Here is a 15,647-nt window from a genome sequence, read left to right as displayed (position 1 = left end):
CCTCAATTTTAGCTTGACAATCAACGAGTTTCATCACACAATTTTGATAAAGACTTGCACAATCTTGGTAAAAAGGAGGATCCGATGGATTACTGGGAAAAAGCCAACCACTCATGGTCAACTGATTCACTGCGTTACATCAATACTTCAACCCAAAAGCAGCGTGAACTTTTTTATTACATTCAAGAAATCGGCTATTTCAAAGCAAGCAAACCTTACTTTACAGAACGAGAGAACCTGCCTTCTTATTTGATCAAGTATACATTGTCCGGCTGCGGTGAATTGCGCTACAAAGGAAAAAGCTATCAATTGAAAGCAGGTGATGTGTTTTTTATCGACTGTCTAGACTATCAGTACTACCGTACCGTTAGTCAAGAGCCCTGGGAAATGGACTGGATCCATCTATATGGCGCCAACGTCGCAGCGTTTTATGAGGAATTTTTCAAAAATGGCAGTCCAGTTTTTCACACCAATCCTGCCAGCAGTCGTCAAAATCCGATCCATTTGGTCTTACAAGATTTATTGATGTTACAGCCAGAACCAAATGCGAAAACTGCCTTCCAAAGCTCTGTTTTGATCCATCAGCTGCTCAATGAACTGCTCCTGCAAAAATATCATCTCGACTTTTCGGATAGTGAAATCCCGCCTTATATTTTGCAGATTCGTGACCAGCTAGAAGAAGATTTCCGTCAAGGGATCACATTGGAATCTTTGGAGGAAAGGTATCATATCAATAAGTATCAAATCGTCAAGGAGTTTTCCAAATATATGGGCTTGCCCCCCATCGAGTACCAGATCAGCAAACGCATCTCTTATTCGAAAGACCTTTTGCGCTATTCTCGCCTTTCCATCAAAGAGATCTCATTGGCGATCGGCATCGAAAACACCGTCTATTTCAGCCGTTTATTCAAGAAAAAAGTCGGCATTTCACCTAGTGATTATCGACAGACGGAGAATGGACGGTAAAAAAGAAACATGAAATCATTCACTGATTTCATGTTTCTTTTCATTTATTGATTATACTATTATCTGCTATTTTATTGGTCGCTAACTAAAATTGCTCAACTGATAAATTTATTTCAACCAACTCATCCCTAATACACCAACAATATAGAGCAAGCTACCAAGAGCAACAAATTGCTTTTCTCTGCCAACTTTTCGTTCCTTTAAGAAAATAATACTTCCAAAGGTGGCAACAAGTAAGCTCATTTGAGAAAATGAATAGGTTACGCCTACACCCAAAGAAGACGACACAGCGAATAACGAAGCATTCGCGAGAACCCAAGTGCTACCAGTACCTAAATTGCGGATTATTTTGCGGAAACGCAGTTGTTTCTTACTTTTCAAGGAAATCACGCTTCCCCCGAGAACCATCCCTACTGCCTGAGGCAAGAAAATCTGTGCTCCACTTATCTGAAACAGACCAGTGACTGTCACATATAGCATCAAAAAAGCTGAAGAACAACATAGATAAAGAAGTACTTGCTGTGATAAGCTTGTTTTCTGATGAGTTGTCTTAGTTACAAGGTAAACACCTGTTAGGATGACTCCTAGTGCCATGATTGAGAAAATTACCGTCGTTAAATCTTTCCATTCTTTGAGAAAGAAGCCAGATGCTAATGTAACAAATAATAATTGGGTACCGACGGAGACGGGCATTACTTTAGAAACCTCCGCTTTTTCCAAAGCGAGAAATTGGAAGTATTGTCCGCAAGCCCAAAAAACCCCAGATAATAAACTGATGAAAAATGGCACCATGGCATAACTCACTTGATTCAAAAAACCAAATACACTACCGAAAATCAAGGCTGCGATTGTTGTTCCTAGCAGTTGTTCCTCTGATTTCCCTCCCATCAATTTAGCGACGATTGGCATTAAGCCCCATCCTAGTGCAGGCAGTGAGGCAAGCAATAAAAGTTGTACGGACATAAAAACTCCTTCTAAACATTGTAAAAAGCGAGAACACAAAATCTTGTAGAGGAAAACGTTACAGAAGCAATTCCTTCTCGACAAATTTTGTGTTCTTTATTCCTATTTTTTAGTTAATAAATAGGTTGCTACCCCATAAGCATGGATGATATGATCCGCTTCAAGCGGTTCTTCTAATGCATTGATTCGTTGATATGCGTACCCATTAAATAATTTTTTTGGCTCAAGAGATCGTTCTTTGTTTGTTGAATTGACGAAACGGATAACGATTCCCTCAGAGTAATACGCATTATGAAGCGCACTGACTCCCACACCCGGTTCTAAGCTGCAGGACAGCAAAGAAAGAGACATGTCGGTCAGAGATAATGGATCAATGAGCTTTTGAATTTTATTATCTATGCGATAAATAAAGTAATTCAAATCTTGCAATTGATAAGAAATCGATGGCTGTTCTTTAACAGTTTTCCAAGTAGCCAACAACTCTTCAGAAATAGCTGTTGATGCAACTCGCAGGGAAAAATCGAAGACCATCTCATAGTTTTCCATTTGAGCAAGAGGCGTTTCCATCATAATATGTCCCTTTTTGGTTGTATCGCCAGAAGCGCGACCTGGTCGATACAACAAATCCGGTTTTCCAAGGGAGTCGGTTGTAGCTAGTACCGTTACATATAAGGAGTCGTCGAGATATTCATACTCTTTGCTCTGCTCGCTATAAAAAACGAGGGCGTTTTCTTGATCATAAACAACCACTTGTTTTTCAAATGGTTCAATATTGACGGGTTTTTCTGCATATTTTTCTTGCCAATTTTCCAGTGTTTGATTTCTTTTTTCAAGATAACCAAATTGAATGGCTGCAACCGCTCTTTCTATCGGCTTGTTTAGTCGAGCTTTCACTCGAATCCGATGATTTAAAAGCGTATTTTTAAAACGTAGCTTTGCGTTTACCTCACCGTTTTTTGTCAGTTGGAGGATCAATGTATAGGCGAATGTTTTGGTGGCGATCCCTTTCATCCGTTCTTCGATCGTATACGGTAGATGTAAACTTCCTTCCAAAACCAACGTTTCTTGCTTTCCTTTGCAGCTGGCAAAAGAAAGCGTGATCGGTTGATCATTCAAAATAGGCGAATAGTCATACGTATCACCGGCATTACTATCATCGATGATCGACAAGAAATCCACGATCTGTTGTTTTCCATCTGAATAAATCAGGTGGCCGTCTTCAAAGGAAAGCGTGTATTTCCCATTTCTAATCCATGGGTTTTGATCTAAAGACAATTCAGGAGTTGTCTCTTGCTCTTCAAATGTAAAGACTCGATAACCAAGACCTGAAAAGGCACAAGTCACTTGAACAGTTAACAGATAATACCCCTCTTCTTCAATAAAACGGTTGCCAGCAGGCGTTTCTTCCATAATATTTTTCCTGCTTGGGATATACACTGCTTGAAGAACAGATGAATCAGCTCCAATAACCTTGATATTGTTGGTTCTAGATACGATCTTAACGAATTTCTCCCCTTGAAATGGCACTGGTGTTGGATGAAGAATCAGAAATTGATTGGCTTGTAAAGCGAGTCCTTCACTGATTCTTTTTAAAATCAAATTTTCAATACTAGCACAAATCTCACTGATTTCTTTTAATCGATGACTGATATCTTGAGCAACACTATCTGATACACAGCCTGCCAAACTATCATGGGCTTGACATTCAAATAACTTTTTCCAAGCTTTCATTAGCAATCGATTACTTAATTCAATCCCTAAATCTTTCGCAATAACTAGCATTGGTTCAATTTCTAAAACTAATTTGTTTTCTAATCGAAAAATCTCACGTTTCAGATCCATTCGTACTGAACCAATTGTTTTGTGGACCCGAGCAAAAACCGGTGCACGAAACTCTCCTTGATAAACTTCCAGTTCTTTTTGACGGACGATCTCCATAAATGCTGGATAGGTGCTCAATTGATACTTGTATTTTCCAAGCTGATTGATTTTCGTTAGTTTTTCTTCTATGGCAGAAACAATGCCTAACTGATCATTTCCAGTTGGAATCAAGATTTCAGGTTCATTCGCGTAGCTCTTAATAAAATCGACACCTTTATCGAGTCTGCCATCTACATAACTGCTCGTTGGCTCCAATTGCTGCTGTGCACCATATCCTTGAGGAAAATTCACCGCATACAGTGAATCTTGCCCACTTAAACTCGTCCATTTAAAGTAAGGGGATTTGACCTGTTCCCCTAAATCGATGCCTCGCCAAAAGATAATGTTATCAAGTCCAACTTCGTTCAATATGGTTGGCATTTGAGCATTAAAACCAAATGTATCTGGCAAATAGCCGATCGACATATAGCTGCCATATTTTTTGCTATCAAATATACCAATCATGGCATTTCGAATGATGGACTCACCAGAAGCAAAAAAGGCATCTGTTTGGGTGTACCAAGGACCGATGAACAATTGACCATTGGCGATCAACTCTCTGACCTCAGTCAAGCGCTCAGGATAGAGTTCTAAATAATCGTCTAGAATAGACATTTGTCCATCTAACACGAAAGAAGCAGTCGGTTGCCTCTTTAGTTCTTTTAGTACATCACTAAATAATTGATCACTCAAAACGACACAGTCCATTGAAGTAAAATACCATTCACGATCCCAATGGGTGTGGTTTACTATGTGTACATTTGTCATAGCTATGCTTCCCACTGCTCTTCCCAAGCAGCTTCGTCAAATTCTTCCATCGTGGTATCTGTTTCTTTCCCCGCATCTTTTGAACGTAGCAAGCTTGTACAAATCGCAATGAATAATGAGCCAGTAGCAATCGATAAAACATACAGTGGCCATTTTTCTACAGTGAACCAGCCATAAAAACCAGAGATTGGGGCTGTATTGACAGCTCCAAGACCTACAGCCATTGCAGAACCAATCGCTGAACCAATCATATTCACTGGGATCACTTTTAGTGGATTTTCCACCGCAAATGGGATCGCTCCTTCTGAAATGCCTACTAGACCCATAATGATCGACGATTTTCCTGCTTCTTTTAATTCGTTATTGTATTTACTCTTTGCAAAAACAGTCGCTAAGCCTAAACCAATTGGTGGAATAATGATTGCCACTTGCGCTGCAGTGTTTGGTGCATAAACGTTACTTGTCAATAAAGCCATCGCGGTTGTCACAGCTGCCTTATTTACTGGTCCCCCAAGGTCAAATCCAACCATTGCCCCTACAACTGCCGCCATCACGATCGCATTTCCGCCACTCAATCCGTTCAACCATGACTCTAAGCCCACATTGATAGCTGCAAATGGTGTACCGATCACATAATTCACAAGTAGGACAGTGACTAAAGTACCTAAAACAGGAACTAAGAACACTGGAACTACCGATGCCATCGATTTTGGCAGCTTTATATGGTTTTTGATCCACAAGCAGATGTACCCAGCGATCAGCCCTGAAACAATTGCGCCTAAGAAGCCTGCGTTAATGTCTTTTACTAACATCCCTCCAACAAGACCAGGGGCAATCCCTAGCTTATCGGAAATCGAATAAGCAATAAATGCCGATATTACGGGAAACATCAATCCTAAAGCGATGCCACCGAATCCATCTAAACTATGGAGTAATCGGATGATCGTATTCGCACTTTCTCCATGAGAGGCGTCCCAAATATCGACGATCCCAAATATTGATCCGCCTACTCGAGAAATCGCCATGATAACTGCTCCGGCAATCACCAGAGGAATCATATAAGATATTCCTGTTAAAACATGATTTTTCATTTCACTTGCCAACTTTTTCATCTGATTTTCCTCCTCTTTATTGATCAATCAGCTTTAATGCATCTTCAATTACTTTTTCTGCATTTTTTATAGGGGCTGCTACCGGGACTTTAAGGATCTCCTTGCCATTGAAACGCTCTTCATTTCTCACTTTCGTATCAACGGCAAAAATCACGACTTCCCCAATTTGACAATCCCGCTCGTTCAATTCATTTTCGATACCTGTTGCTCCTTGTGTCTCAACCTTGATTAAATCCCCACGTTTCGCTGCTGCTTTTTTTAACGCCTGTGCCGCCATAAAGGTATGGGCAACTCCTGTGGCACACGCCGTTACTGCAATAATTTTTCTCTTCATTCTTCTTTCTCCTTTTCTCCGTTTTATTCGCTTAATAGTTTCGCGATAATCTCTTTATCTGTTTCGCTTTTCAGCGCTTCTGTGATGTCTTCATCCATCAATTTCATGGCAATTTCTGATAAAATCCGTAAATGGGTGTCTCCTTGATGTTCTTCAGGAATAGCAAGCATAATCACAACCGTTACTGGTTCATCATCTAAGGATTGCCATTCTAATGGTGCCTTTAACCGAGCAAAAACGATTGCGGGTTCAGAAACTGCACGACTTTTTCCATGGGGGATTGCTATATTATTGCCTATTCCTGTGGTCGAGTGATCTTCTCTTTCCATAACTGATTGAACATACTCATTTTCGGATTGAACGATACCTCCAGTTACCAATATTTTCGCTAATTGACGGACCACTTCTTCTTTAGTGGTTGCCTCTAGACCAAGAACAATATGTTCAAAAGGTAGTAGTGTTTCTATATTCATTTTATGTTCCCCCTTGTAAATACTTTTTTAATTCCTCTTTCGTCCCTTTAAGGAGGAAGGTTCGTTCATCTGATTCCATCACATTAAGCATCGTGTCATAGATTTCCTCAAGTTCTTGTACAGTTTCATCTTTGATACAGATGAAAAAGACATATTTCACCTTTGTTTCTCCCCAGTGGATCTCATTATTAAGACGTAAAAATACAATCGCTGATTTTTTCACGTATTCTGGTGTACCATGAGGTGTTGCGAATCGTCCAAAAGAAGTAAAGGAAAGCTGTTCCCTTTTTAGCGAAGAGTCAATCATTTCCTCGTTTACATACCCACGAGTAATCAATTGCTCCCCAATAAATGTAATCACCTCTTGATAATCTTCAAAATGATGATCTAAAAAAATCAAGTCCTCATGAATCAATTTCGCAAACTGACTGAAAGAACCATTTTGTTTTTCTTCGACTTTTCTTAAAAAGGCTTCTATTTTTCGCTGCTCATCTTTATTCAGTACAGGTGAAACATGGATTGTTGGAATCGAATCGATTTTTAAATCCACTGTCGATAAAATCAAGTCCTCATAAATATTGGTCTGAATCAACTCTTGAATTGAAAGAATCCTGGAAATATCGATTTGCTCATAATTTCTCCGAATACGAGCAGCTAGTAGCTGTGAAGTGCCTTTCCCACTGCTACAAACTAATAAGACACTCACTTTCTTAGGTTGTTTTTCTTCTCGTTGTTCTTTCATCACTTGGATGTGTACGGCCAGAAAGGCAACCTCATCTTCAGGGATCGAAATCGAAAAATGCCAATTTAAGGCATGAGCTAATCGAAGCGCTTCCTCAAAAGACAAAGGGAAATTCTTCTTCACATCATTTAGAAAAGGGTTATGAATGACTAATCCTTTTTGAATGCGATAAATAGCTTCTTTGATATGTGATACCAATCCTAACAAAAGACTTTCATTGCGTAGGGAGATCGTTTCATGAATCAATTTGCGTATCGTTTCATCAAGCAAATCATCGGAGTCATTCTTCTTCATCAACGAATCCCCATAGATATGAAGCGAAATATAATGAACTTCCGAAACTGGCAATGACAGAGAAAACGTTTCTTCTATTGAAGCAATAAAACGATAAAAAGCTCTGTTCTCCATCAAAGGATGTCTTCTTTCTTCGAAAGTCAGATAATTCTTCTCTTTGACCCGATCAATCATGATGATTAGATGAAGCAATAGTGAGTGATAGGCAGCATCATTAAGCGTAATTTGTTCTTTTTTCAAATACTCTTGTAAGAGCGTATCAACTAAAGAAATCTTTGTCAGGTCAATAAAATCATTAACAAACTGAGGAATTCCTTGAATCGAATGCAAATAGCGTTGCTGCTCTTGTGTTATTTTCCAATTTCCACCCCAGAAATAGTAGATCAAATCAAATGCTAATCGACGTTTTTCTTGTTCTGACAAATTCAAAAAGGAACCCTTCCCCGGTAAAACTTCAATCGTAACGTTAAAGTGACGAAAGATCTCGCTTACCTGCCCCATGTCATTTTCTAAAGTTGATTTACTGATGTAGAGTGCATCTTGCAGTTGTTGACGCGTAAAATACGTTTTTTGTTTCAGTATTTCAAAGCAAAGAAACTGAATACGATCTTTTTTGCTCGTCGGTAAGTTTGATTCCTCGTTCCCATCAAGATACTTTAGAATTTCAGCTGAATCGCCATCAAGAAATACCCCTACTCTAGGTTTGCGAACAAGCCTTATTGCTGTTTCCTGCAAAAATTCATCAATTCTCTTTAGCGATTGCGAAACTGTCTTTTGCGAAAGCGACATATGCAACCCAATTTTAGCAACCGTTGTTGGTCCATTTTCTAAGAGATATCGAATAATTGCTTTTTCCCGTTCACTGATCATGAAACTATCACCTCGTCTACATTTCTAATGGTAGCTTTTTCTTAAAAAAATGAAAACACTTACTTTTACTGCATTCATTACAGTAAATCATAGGCACTGAATATATTGCGCCGTTTTTTTCATGTGTACTTTTTCGTTTAATCCAGATTATTTACATGTCCCTTGGTATTTTCATAGTATAGAGGATATTACTCAGTGGGAACAGAAAAAAAATACCAATGAACAAACGAACTGTCGTCTGTTTCATTGGTATTTTAACTTTTGATTCTCTAATAACGAGATACGCTTGAGCAAATCCTTCCCTTAACGCCCCAACACCTCCGCCACCGAATAAACGCCTGGGGCAAAGGTCTTGCCTGTTAGCTTCTTCGTCATGGCATTAAAGGTATAGTGCTCTTCTAAGACGACGACTTCATCGTATTGCTTTAATAGCGTGCGAAAATCTGTATCGGATAAGAGGAAATTCTCTCGGCCATCGACATTAGGTGAAAACAAGTAATATTTTCCGACATAGCCAACTAAGTAGCTATCTACTGCTTCTTTGTTAGTACTGACCACCAAATATTTTTTCTCGTTTAGGTCAAAGTGATCGCCAGTAACGGCTGAAACTTGTGCTGGAATCGAAGCAGCATATTCACGATTGGTATAACGCATGCCATTATTTTCAGAAAGGATCAGCAATGTCGCAAAAAACAACAGAATCAAGGTACTGTATTGATAGATTTTTTTCGTAGTCAAGCTGGCAAAACTACGATAGTTTCGCCGATCGATCGCTTGTTCATGATACAAATGATCAATGCCTCTGACCATGAAAAAGGTCATTAATCCAAGTGCTAAAATCACGATACTTGAGGCATAGCGATCGAACCCTGCCAAAGACAATGCTTCATCAGTGGGCATCGAGAACAAGAACATGGCATAGATTCCTAAATAATACCCACCAATGATACCATCGATCAACAGCAGTTCTTTGAAAAATGGATTGCGTTTTTTCATGATAAATCGGACAAATAGCCAACTGCCCAACAGGATGACCTGGATCAAGAGAATCCCTTGCGTGGAGATCGTCGCAACATCCGTGATGGTTTTGACAAAAACATCCGTAATCTGCTGCAGTATCTGAGAATCCTTTTCACCAAAAATCTGTTTATAAGCGGTCACGCTGACTTCATGCTTCGATTTAGGAAAATTCGCTTTGACATGCAGGTTCCAAAGAATCGCCGGCAGGACAGAGAGCCCAATGGAAGCTAATCCTACAATCATCATGCCCAGCCGTTGCCGCCAACGAACTGATGCCTGCCACAAGCAGACTAGTAAATAGCCACCTAAAATCAGCAGAAAAAAGACGGCGCTATTTTTGACCAAATCAAGAGAGGCGCCAATCAAAAGAAAGAAACCGATCGACGGTAGTACGTTGCCTTTTAAAGCGAATAAGCCAGCGATGCCAGCTAAAGTCAACACTGGCAGGATAAAGTCCACTAACAAATTATTCATTCGAATCGCAATATTAAAATAATTGAAAACCGCCATACTGGTGAAGATCAGGGCAAAAGCCAGCTTTCTTTTCGGATCACGAATAATCGCAAAGAAACTATACAGACTACAGAAAATCAAAATCAATTGACCAATCAGCAAGACATTCTCATGATAGCCAACAATGATCGCTGTATAAGTAACAAACAGCGAGCTGCCTAAAGGATAGGAAGTAAAACTGATGATGGCATCGGCTGCCGTTGGCAATTGTCCCTGCGTATAAAGGAATTTAACGATCGTCGCCCAATGGGAGAAGTTGTCATAGTGGGTCAAATGACTGTGAAGCAAGGTTAAAACGAACAAAGCAAAATAGCCGTAAAACCACAGCAGGATGGGCTCTTGCAAGCCCCAACGTACCTGATAGCGCTCCTGCCAAAAACGCCAAACGCATAATAGTAAGCCAAGACCAAATAAAACCCATGCCCCCCAGATCAACCATCCTTTTGGACCATATGCGACAAAGGAAAGAACGAGGATCGGCAAACAGCAAGCAGCGATCCAGCTGATGTGTTTGGGAAAATGGCAAACTCGTACAAAAAGATAGGCATAGCCAGCTAATGATAAACCAAAAAGACTAAATCGCAGCAGGATCTCGATCATCATCTTCCTCCTTTCTCAGCAAGCTGTCTACCCATTCTTGAAAGGCTGCTGTAAAACGCAGCTCGGAAAGATTGCTTACTTGATAAATCACTTGATTTTCTGTTGGTTGAAGCGTTGCTTTTTCAGCGTGAAGCACAAGATTACTGAACGGTAAGGTTAGACGGGCAGGCATCTCGACTTCTTCTGTTTTTACCAACGTGAGCTGGTCAAAACCAAACGTTGTGACCGTATAGGCTCCTTCTTCAAAGACCCATTCTTGATCAATCGACAGGACAGGCACTCGCTGAGGCGGCAATGGCTTTTGTTTGGCTTGCAGCAGATGCTTACCGAGATTTTCAAAAAGACTGTCAAAGAAGGTCATCCACGGGTCACGCAGAACTGGCAGGCTTTGATTGAAGCCATCATAAATGATCTGCAAATAAGCCAAGTAGTCTTTTTCTGATAATTGGTGTAAAGCAACCCCATAGACCCAGCGATCCTTGCCTGAAAAAACGCGGACGACGTTTCCCGTCATCTCTGCTTGGTAGCCATTACGGGTGATTTTAAACGTCAGCTGCGCATCTGGCGGAAAATAAAGAGGAACGTCAGAAACAAAGGACAAGCCGTTTTCTGAGATATTTTCTGTCATCAAAGAATAGCTGGCGTCTTGGTCGGAAACTTCAACAGGATAATGGGCTCTGAACCGTTCCGTCGTTCGGTAAATCGGGCGACCGAGATAAAATAAGACCGCAAAGGTTAAGTTAAAGAAATGGGTCAGCAACCAGAAAGTCAACACGCTGCCATAGAAAATCTCTGAGCCGAATTTGCCGTAATTAAACTTCACTAAGCCGATAATCTTCAAAATCAACAGCAACAAATGCGGCACCACAAACAACAAGTCTTTTTTAGACTGAGTTGCTGCTTTATTGGTCACTTTGAAACGGGTCTCTTTGATGCCAATGGCTTGTAAAAAGACAGGAATCACTAGGTAAGGTGCAAAAATCGTTTCCTGGATCTCGCCCCAGCGCTGCGTTCGAATATCACTGCTCAAATCCTGCATCGCCAAATGCAAGAACGTATAGCTTGGCAGCCAAAACAGCAGCAAGACCCAAAAGTTGGTCTCTACGACCCTTACATTAAAGACGGTGTACAAAATCGGCGCGAAAATAAACAGCAACCGACGTAAAAACGACCACCAATACAAATAACTGTTTAAGAAAACCATTTTTTGCGCCAAAGACAACGTCTTGTTCTTAAAAAGATGGAGATTGTGGACACTTTGGACCACTCCTCTTCCCCAGCGAATCCGCTGCTTTAAGGCACTTGGGATATCAATGGGAGACAGACCGCTGGCCATGGGCTGCAGTGTTGATAAACTGCGATAACCTTGGCAATTGATCAAGGCGCCTAATTCAAAATCTTCCGTGATCGTGTCCGTCGGAAATCCGCCAGCGGCTTCGATCGCTTCTCGTGCGATCACCGTATTGGAACCTGTATAAATAGCTGTATCATGGGCGTTGTTCAAAACATTGACTTCTCTGGAAAAGAAGTCCTGCTCGTTAGGGATCGCCGCTTCTGAAAAAAGATTGTACTGAAAAAGATCCGCATTGTAAAAGCTTTGCGGTGTTTGGACAAAGCCCAACGGTTTGATGGTCTGATCTTTGCGGCGTTCCTGCTGATTTGCCACAAAATATGGCACTGTTTCCAGCAAAAAATCTGAGTAAGGAATCATATCTGCATCAAAGGTCGCCACTAGCGGTGAATTGGTTTTTGACAATGCATGATTGAGATTGCCTGACTTGGCATGCTGATTGCCTGTCAATCCGATATAGCCGATGCCAAATTTATCTGCCAGTGCTTTGACCTCTGGACGGTTGGTGTCATCTGACAAGTAGATGTGAACTTTTTTGGGATCGGGGTATTTCATATGAACTGCCGCATTGACTGTTTTTAATAAAAGCGGCACTTCTTCATTATGGGTAGCAATCAACACATCGATCGCTGGATAGTCGGCTTCTGGCACGATCGGTTTTTCAAAAGGCTTTGCTTTGTTTTTGTTCCAAATCAACAGCAAGCCCGTAAAGTTCGATACGATCTCACTGCCCCAAAGCAGCAAACCAAACAGTAAGGCAAACCAAGATTCGTGCCATGGCAATGTATACAGCCCCCGCCATGATAAATAGATCAGCGAAAAGACAAACGCCAGAAAGTAAACGACTTTTTTCGCCCAAGGCAAACGTTTTTGTTCCACCTCAATCACTCCTTAAAGATGACATTTTTTTGCACATGGTAACTAAAGAAAAAGAGCAGGCAATCGACGCCTATTTTTAACAACACAGAATCCCCGATCGGCAGGATCAAATAGATCAGGTAGACGAGGAAAGAGGACAGCAAAATCTGTACGATGACTAATAAAAAATACTGCAGCATACTGTTCTTTGTCCGTTGACCAAAAACAAGCTCGCGATTGATGTAGTAATTGACGATCGCCGAAATCAAGCGGGCACCCAACGAAGCGATCACGATGGAGGACAGATCGATGACAGACAAGAAATGGATCAATAACGCATAGGCGATCACATCGACAAAAAAGGAGACCACAGATGAAAACAAATACTTCAAAAAGACGCTATAGATAGCGACGGAATCTGCCAAGACCCGAAAATGGGAAGAGGCATTTTCTTCAATATAGATGGTGGCGATCGGTTGCGAGAGAATCGGCCACCCCCGTTTCTGGGCTTCGATCAGCATCCGCGTTTCATATTCAAAGCGCTCACCTGAGATCGCCAACAAATCTGTCATGAATTTCCGAGGGAAAACCCTTAAGCCCGTCTGCGAATCCTCGATGGCAAGACCAGTCGCTAAACGTAGGATATTTCGGGTCAATATGTTGCCGAACTTACTCCGTAAGGGCACTTCTTTGCCAAAGGATCGGGTCCCTAAAATAATACTGTCGGGATGGGCTTGGGCCTTTGCTAAACAAGCCATCATATCGGTATACTCATGCTGCCCATCCGAATCAATGGTCACCATAAATTCAACAGCTGGCTGGTTTGTCAGCACTTCGGTGAGGGCGGTTTTGATGGCTGCGCCTTTTCCAAGATTCTTTGGATGGGTCAAAACCTGACAACCAAGCTGCTGTGCCAATGCCGAAAAGACAGGCTGATAAGCTGCCCCACTGCCATCATCCACGACCAAAATCGGCAGGTGCTGGTTATGCAAACGAATTTTCTCCACCAGAGCCAGCAGTTTGTGGTCAGGTTCTAGCGAAGGAATCATGATTAAACTATTTTCCATATGCGCTCCTCATTTAAGGTAGTATTTTTGAAAATAAAAAAGAAAAGAAGCCAACTCCATCAGTAAAGACAGAGTTGGTCGCGACCGCTGCGCTTGGCTCGATACAATGCTTGATCGGCTCGTTCTTGTGTTTGCTGTAGCAACTCGCCCTTTTGCCGTTGTGCGATCCCAATCGACAACGTGATGCTGACCGAATCGCCTGCATCCAAGATGATCTCTTGGTAACGGATGCGCTTTTGGATTTTTTCGAGGAGATAAGCAGCAGCCTGTGCGTCTCCTTGGATCAAGATCGCAAACTCTTCCCCACCGATGCGATAGACAGGATTGCTCGCCGTACAGTAGGTCGAAAAAATACGAGCGATTTCTTGCAAAATCACATCCCCAGCACGGTGTCCGTAACGGTCATTGTAATTTTTGAAATGATCGATATCGATCAAAGCGATCGATAAGTCCACCTCGGTCGTGTCTAGGCGTTGGCGGTCATCTTGAAATTTACGGAAGTTGTTCAACTGCGTAAGATCATCGATTTTGACCAATGCCAAAATGCGCTGCATATCATTTACTATCGAGTAAAGGAAAAACGCCAATGTATAGGCGAGAATGCCATAAACTATATAAATTAGGGTCGTTTTTTGAATATCACCCGTCAGATAAAAACCAAAAAGAAAGGAGATAGCGATCAAGTAGGTAATTGATAGGAATAACTCTTGTTTGTCAGTAAATCGCCGTTTGGCCCAGGCATGCAGAAATGTCAGTGTCACTATCAAAAAAAACGTAAGATATAAGTTCAACCAAGACGATTTTGATACTTCAAACAAGAAACGCCCTAACGCTAGATTGACCATCGTCGGTACGGTCACCTTCCACCCCAGATATTTCATGGAAAAAGCGTAAAGCAAAAAGCGCAGGTCAAATCGCGTTTCATATACGACGTAAGAGAAATTCATCATCAGCATCCCCACCACGGTTTCACAAGCAATCGCAGCTGCGATCTGTTTCGCTTTGAACGTCCCTTGGCCAACGAATCCGTCACTGATTTTGAATAACAAATAAATATTGATGATAATTGCGCCTAAATTTGCGAGTGTATTGACAACCAGCGTATTTGCCATTTCCTGTGCTTCCTTTCTAAAAAAAAGAACCCTTACTTGCTGATTTGTAGTGACCCCAAAAAGTTAGACTTTTATGGAGTGGAGAAATCCACTCCTTTTTTGTACGATAAAATTAACTGTTAGACAGCTGTTTTTACAGCTTCTCGAAACTGAACCGGACTTCGCCAATTTAATTTCTTTTTGATGCGTTTATGGTTGTAATAATAGATATATTGGTCAATTTTTGTTTTCAATTCATCTAAACTCCGATAGACTTCTCCATGAAAAATCTCTTGCTTTAATAAACCAAAGAAGTTTTCCATAGGTGAGTTATCTAAACAATTCCCTTTACGAGACATACTCTGGAAGATTTTATGCTGCTTCAATTTATTCTTATAAGCATTCATTTGATAGGCCCATCCTTGATCTGAATGGAAGGTTCTACGAAATGGACAATCATTTGTCATCTGGATTGCTTCTTCTAATCCTTCCATTATGGCTAGTGCGTTTGGTTTTTCAGAAATCCGATAAGATAGAATTTCACTATTGTAGAAATCCATGAAAGGATCTAAATACAGCTTTTTCTGACGAACGACACCTGTGGTGTCTACTTCATAATACTTAAACTCTGTGGTGTCAGTTGTAATTTTTTGGTGACAGATATTTGTATAGAACCGACGATGAATACGATTTTTGGCGACAGTA

General features: G+C 41.0%; 12 protein-coding genes. 1 reads left to right on the top strand and 11 read right to left on the bottom strand.

Going from position 1 to position 15,647, the window contains the following annotated elements; genetic code table 11:
• Nucleotides 1–84 precede the first annotated feature (84 nt).
• Nucleotides 85–966: an AraC family transcriptional regulator gene (locus ECA1_RS03345; protein ID WP_060791726.1), complete on the top strand. Its 882-nt coding sequence runs from the start codon at nt 85–87 to the stop codon at nt 964–966.
• Between the two features lie 108 nt (nt 967–1,074).
• Here ECA1_RS03345 and ECA1_RS03340 read toward each other — a convergent pair whose 3' ends face one another.
• The 11 genes from ECA1_RS03340 to ECA1_RS03290 form a co-directional block, all read right to left on the bottom strand.
• Entirely contained in the window at nt 1,075–1,929 is an 855-nt protein-coding gene (locus ECA1_RS03340) for a GRP family sugar transporter (RefSeq protein WP_060791725.1), read from the bottom strand.
• Between the two features lie 102 nt (nt 1,930–2,031).
• The gene (locus ECA1_RS03335; protein ID WP_060791724.1) at nt 2,032–4,617 is read right to left on the bottom strand and encodes a glycoside hydrolase family 38 N-terminal domain-containing protein; all 2,586 of its coding nucleotides are present in this window, start codon (nt 4,615–4,617) and stop codon (nt 2,032–2,034) included.
• Nucleotides 4,618–4,619: 2 nt separating this feature from the next.
• Complete coding sequence (locus tag ECA1_RS03330) at nt 4,620–5,756, bottom strand: PTS fructose transporter subunit IIC (RefSeq protein WP_071859233.1); 1,137 nt, start codon at nt 5,754–5,756, stop codon at nt 4,620–4,622.
• Nucleotides 5,746–6,063: a PTS fructose transporter subunit IIB gene (locus ECA1_RS03325; protein WP_008380922.1), complete on the bottom strand. Its 318-nt coding sequence runs from the start codon at nt 6,061–6,063 to the stop codon at nt 5,746–5,748. Before ECA1_RS03325 ends, ECA1_RS03330 begins: the two co-directional genes overlap by 11 nt.
• A gap of 23 nt (nt 6,064–6,086) precedes the next feature.
• Nucleotides 6,087–6,536 carry a PTS sugar transporter subunit IIA gene (locus ECA1_RS03320; RefSeq protein WP_060791722.1) on the bottom strand — a complete coding sequence of 150 codons (450 nt, stop codon included), beginning with the start codon at nt 6,534–6,536 and terminating at the stop codon, nt 6,087–6,089.
• Nucleotide 6,537: 1 nt separating this feature from the next.
• Nucleotides 6,538–8,442 carry a BglG family transcription antiterminator gene (locus ECA1_RS03315; protein ID WP_060791721.1) on the bottom strand — a complete coding sequence of 635 codons (1,905 nt, stop codon included), beginning with the start codon at nt 8,440–8,442 and terminating at the stop codon, nt 6,538–6,540.
• Between the two features lie 303 nt (nt 8,443–8,745).
• Nucleotides 8,746–10,575 carry a glycosyltransferase family protein gene (locus ECA1_RS03310; protein ID WP_060791720.1) on the bottom strand — a complete coding sequence of 610 codons (1,830 nt, stop codon included), beginning with the start codon at nt 10,573–10,575 and terminating at the stop codon, nt 8,746–8,748.
• Nucleotides 10,550–12,814, bottom strand: a complete 2,265-nt coding sequence (locus ECA1_RS03305) for a glycosyltransferase family 2 protein (protein WP_060791719.1) — start codon at nt 12,812–12,814, stop codon at nt 10,550–10,552. Before ECA1_RS03305 ends, ECA1_RS03310 begins: the two co-directional genes overlap by 26 nt.
• The gene (locus ECA1_RS03300) at nt 12,811–13,851 is read right to left on the bottom strand and encodes a bifunctional glycosyltransferase family 2/GtrA family protein (protein ID WP_060791718.1); all 1,041 of its coding nucleotides are present in this window, start codon (nt 13,849–13,851) and stop codon (nt 12,811–12,813) included. The genes ECA1_RS03305 and ECA1_RS03300 overlap by 4 nt, the downstream gene beginning before the upstream one ends.
• Nucleotides 13,852–13,910: 59 nt before the next feature.
• Nucleotides 13,911–14,963 (bottom strand): GGDEF domain-containing protein, encoded by a 1,053-nt coding sequence (locus ECA1_RS03295; protein WP_005225346.1) that lies wholly within the window; start codon nt 14,961–14,963, stop codon nt 13,911–13,913.
• 119 nt (nt 14,964–15,082) lie between these two features.
• On the bottom strand, nt 15,083–15,647 hold a 565-nt coding region (locus ECA1_RS03290), incomplete at its 5' end, for an IS3 family transposase (protein ID WP_060791717.1).

This window comes from Enterococcus casseliflavus NBRC 100478, assembly GCF_001544095.1.
GTDB lineage: Bacteria > Bacillota > Bacilli > Lactobacillales > Enterococcaceae > Enterococcus_D > Enterococcus_D casseliflavus.
Note: the sequence above shows the minus strand (reverse complement) of the source record. Positions and strands in the feature narration are given on the sequence as shown.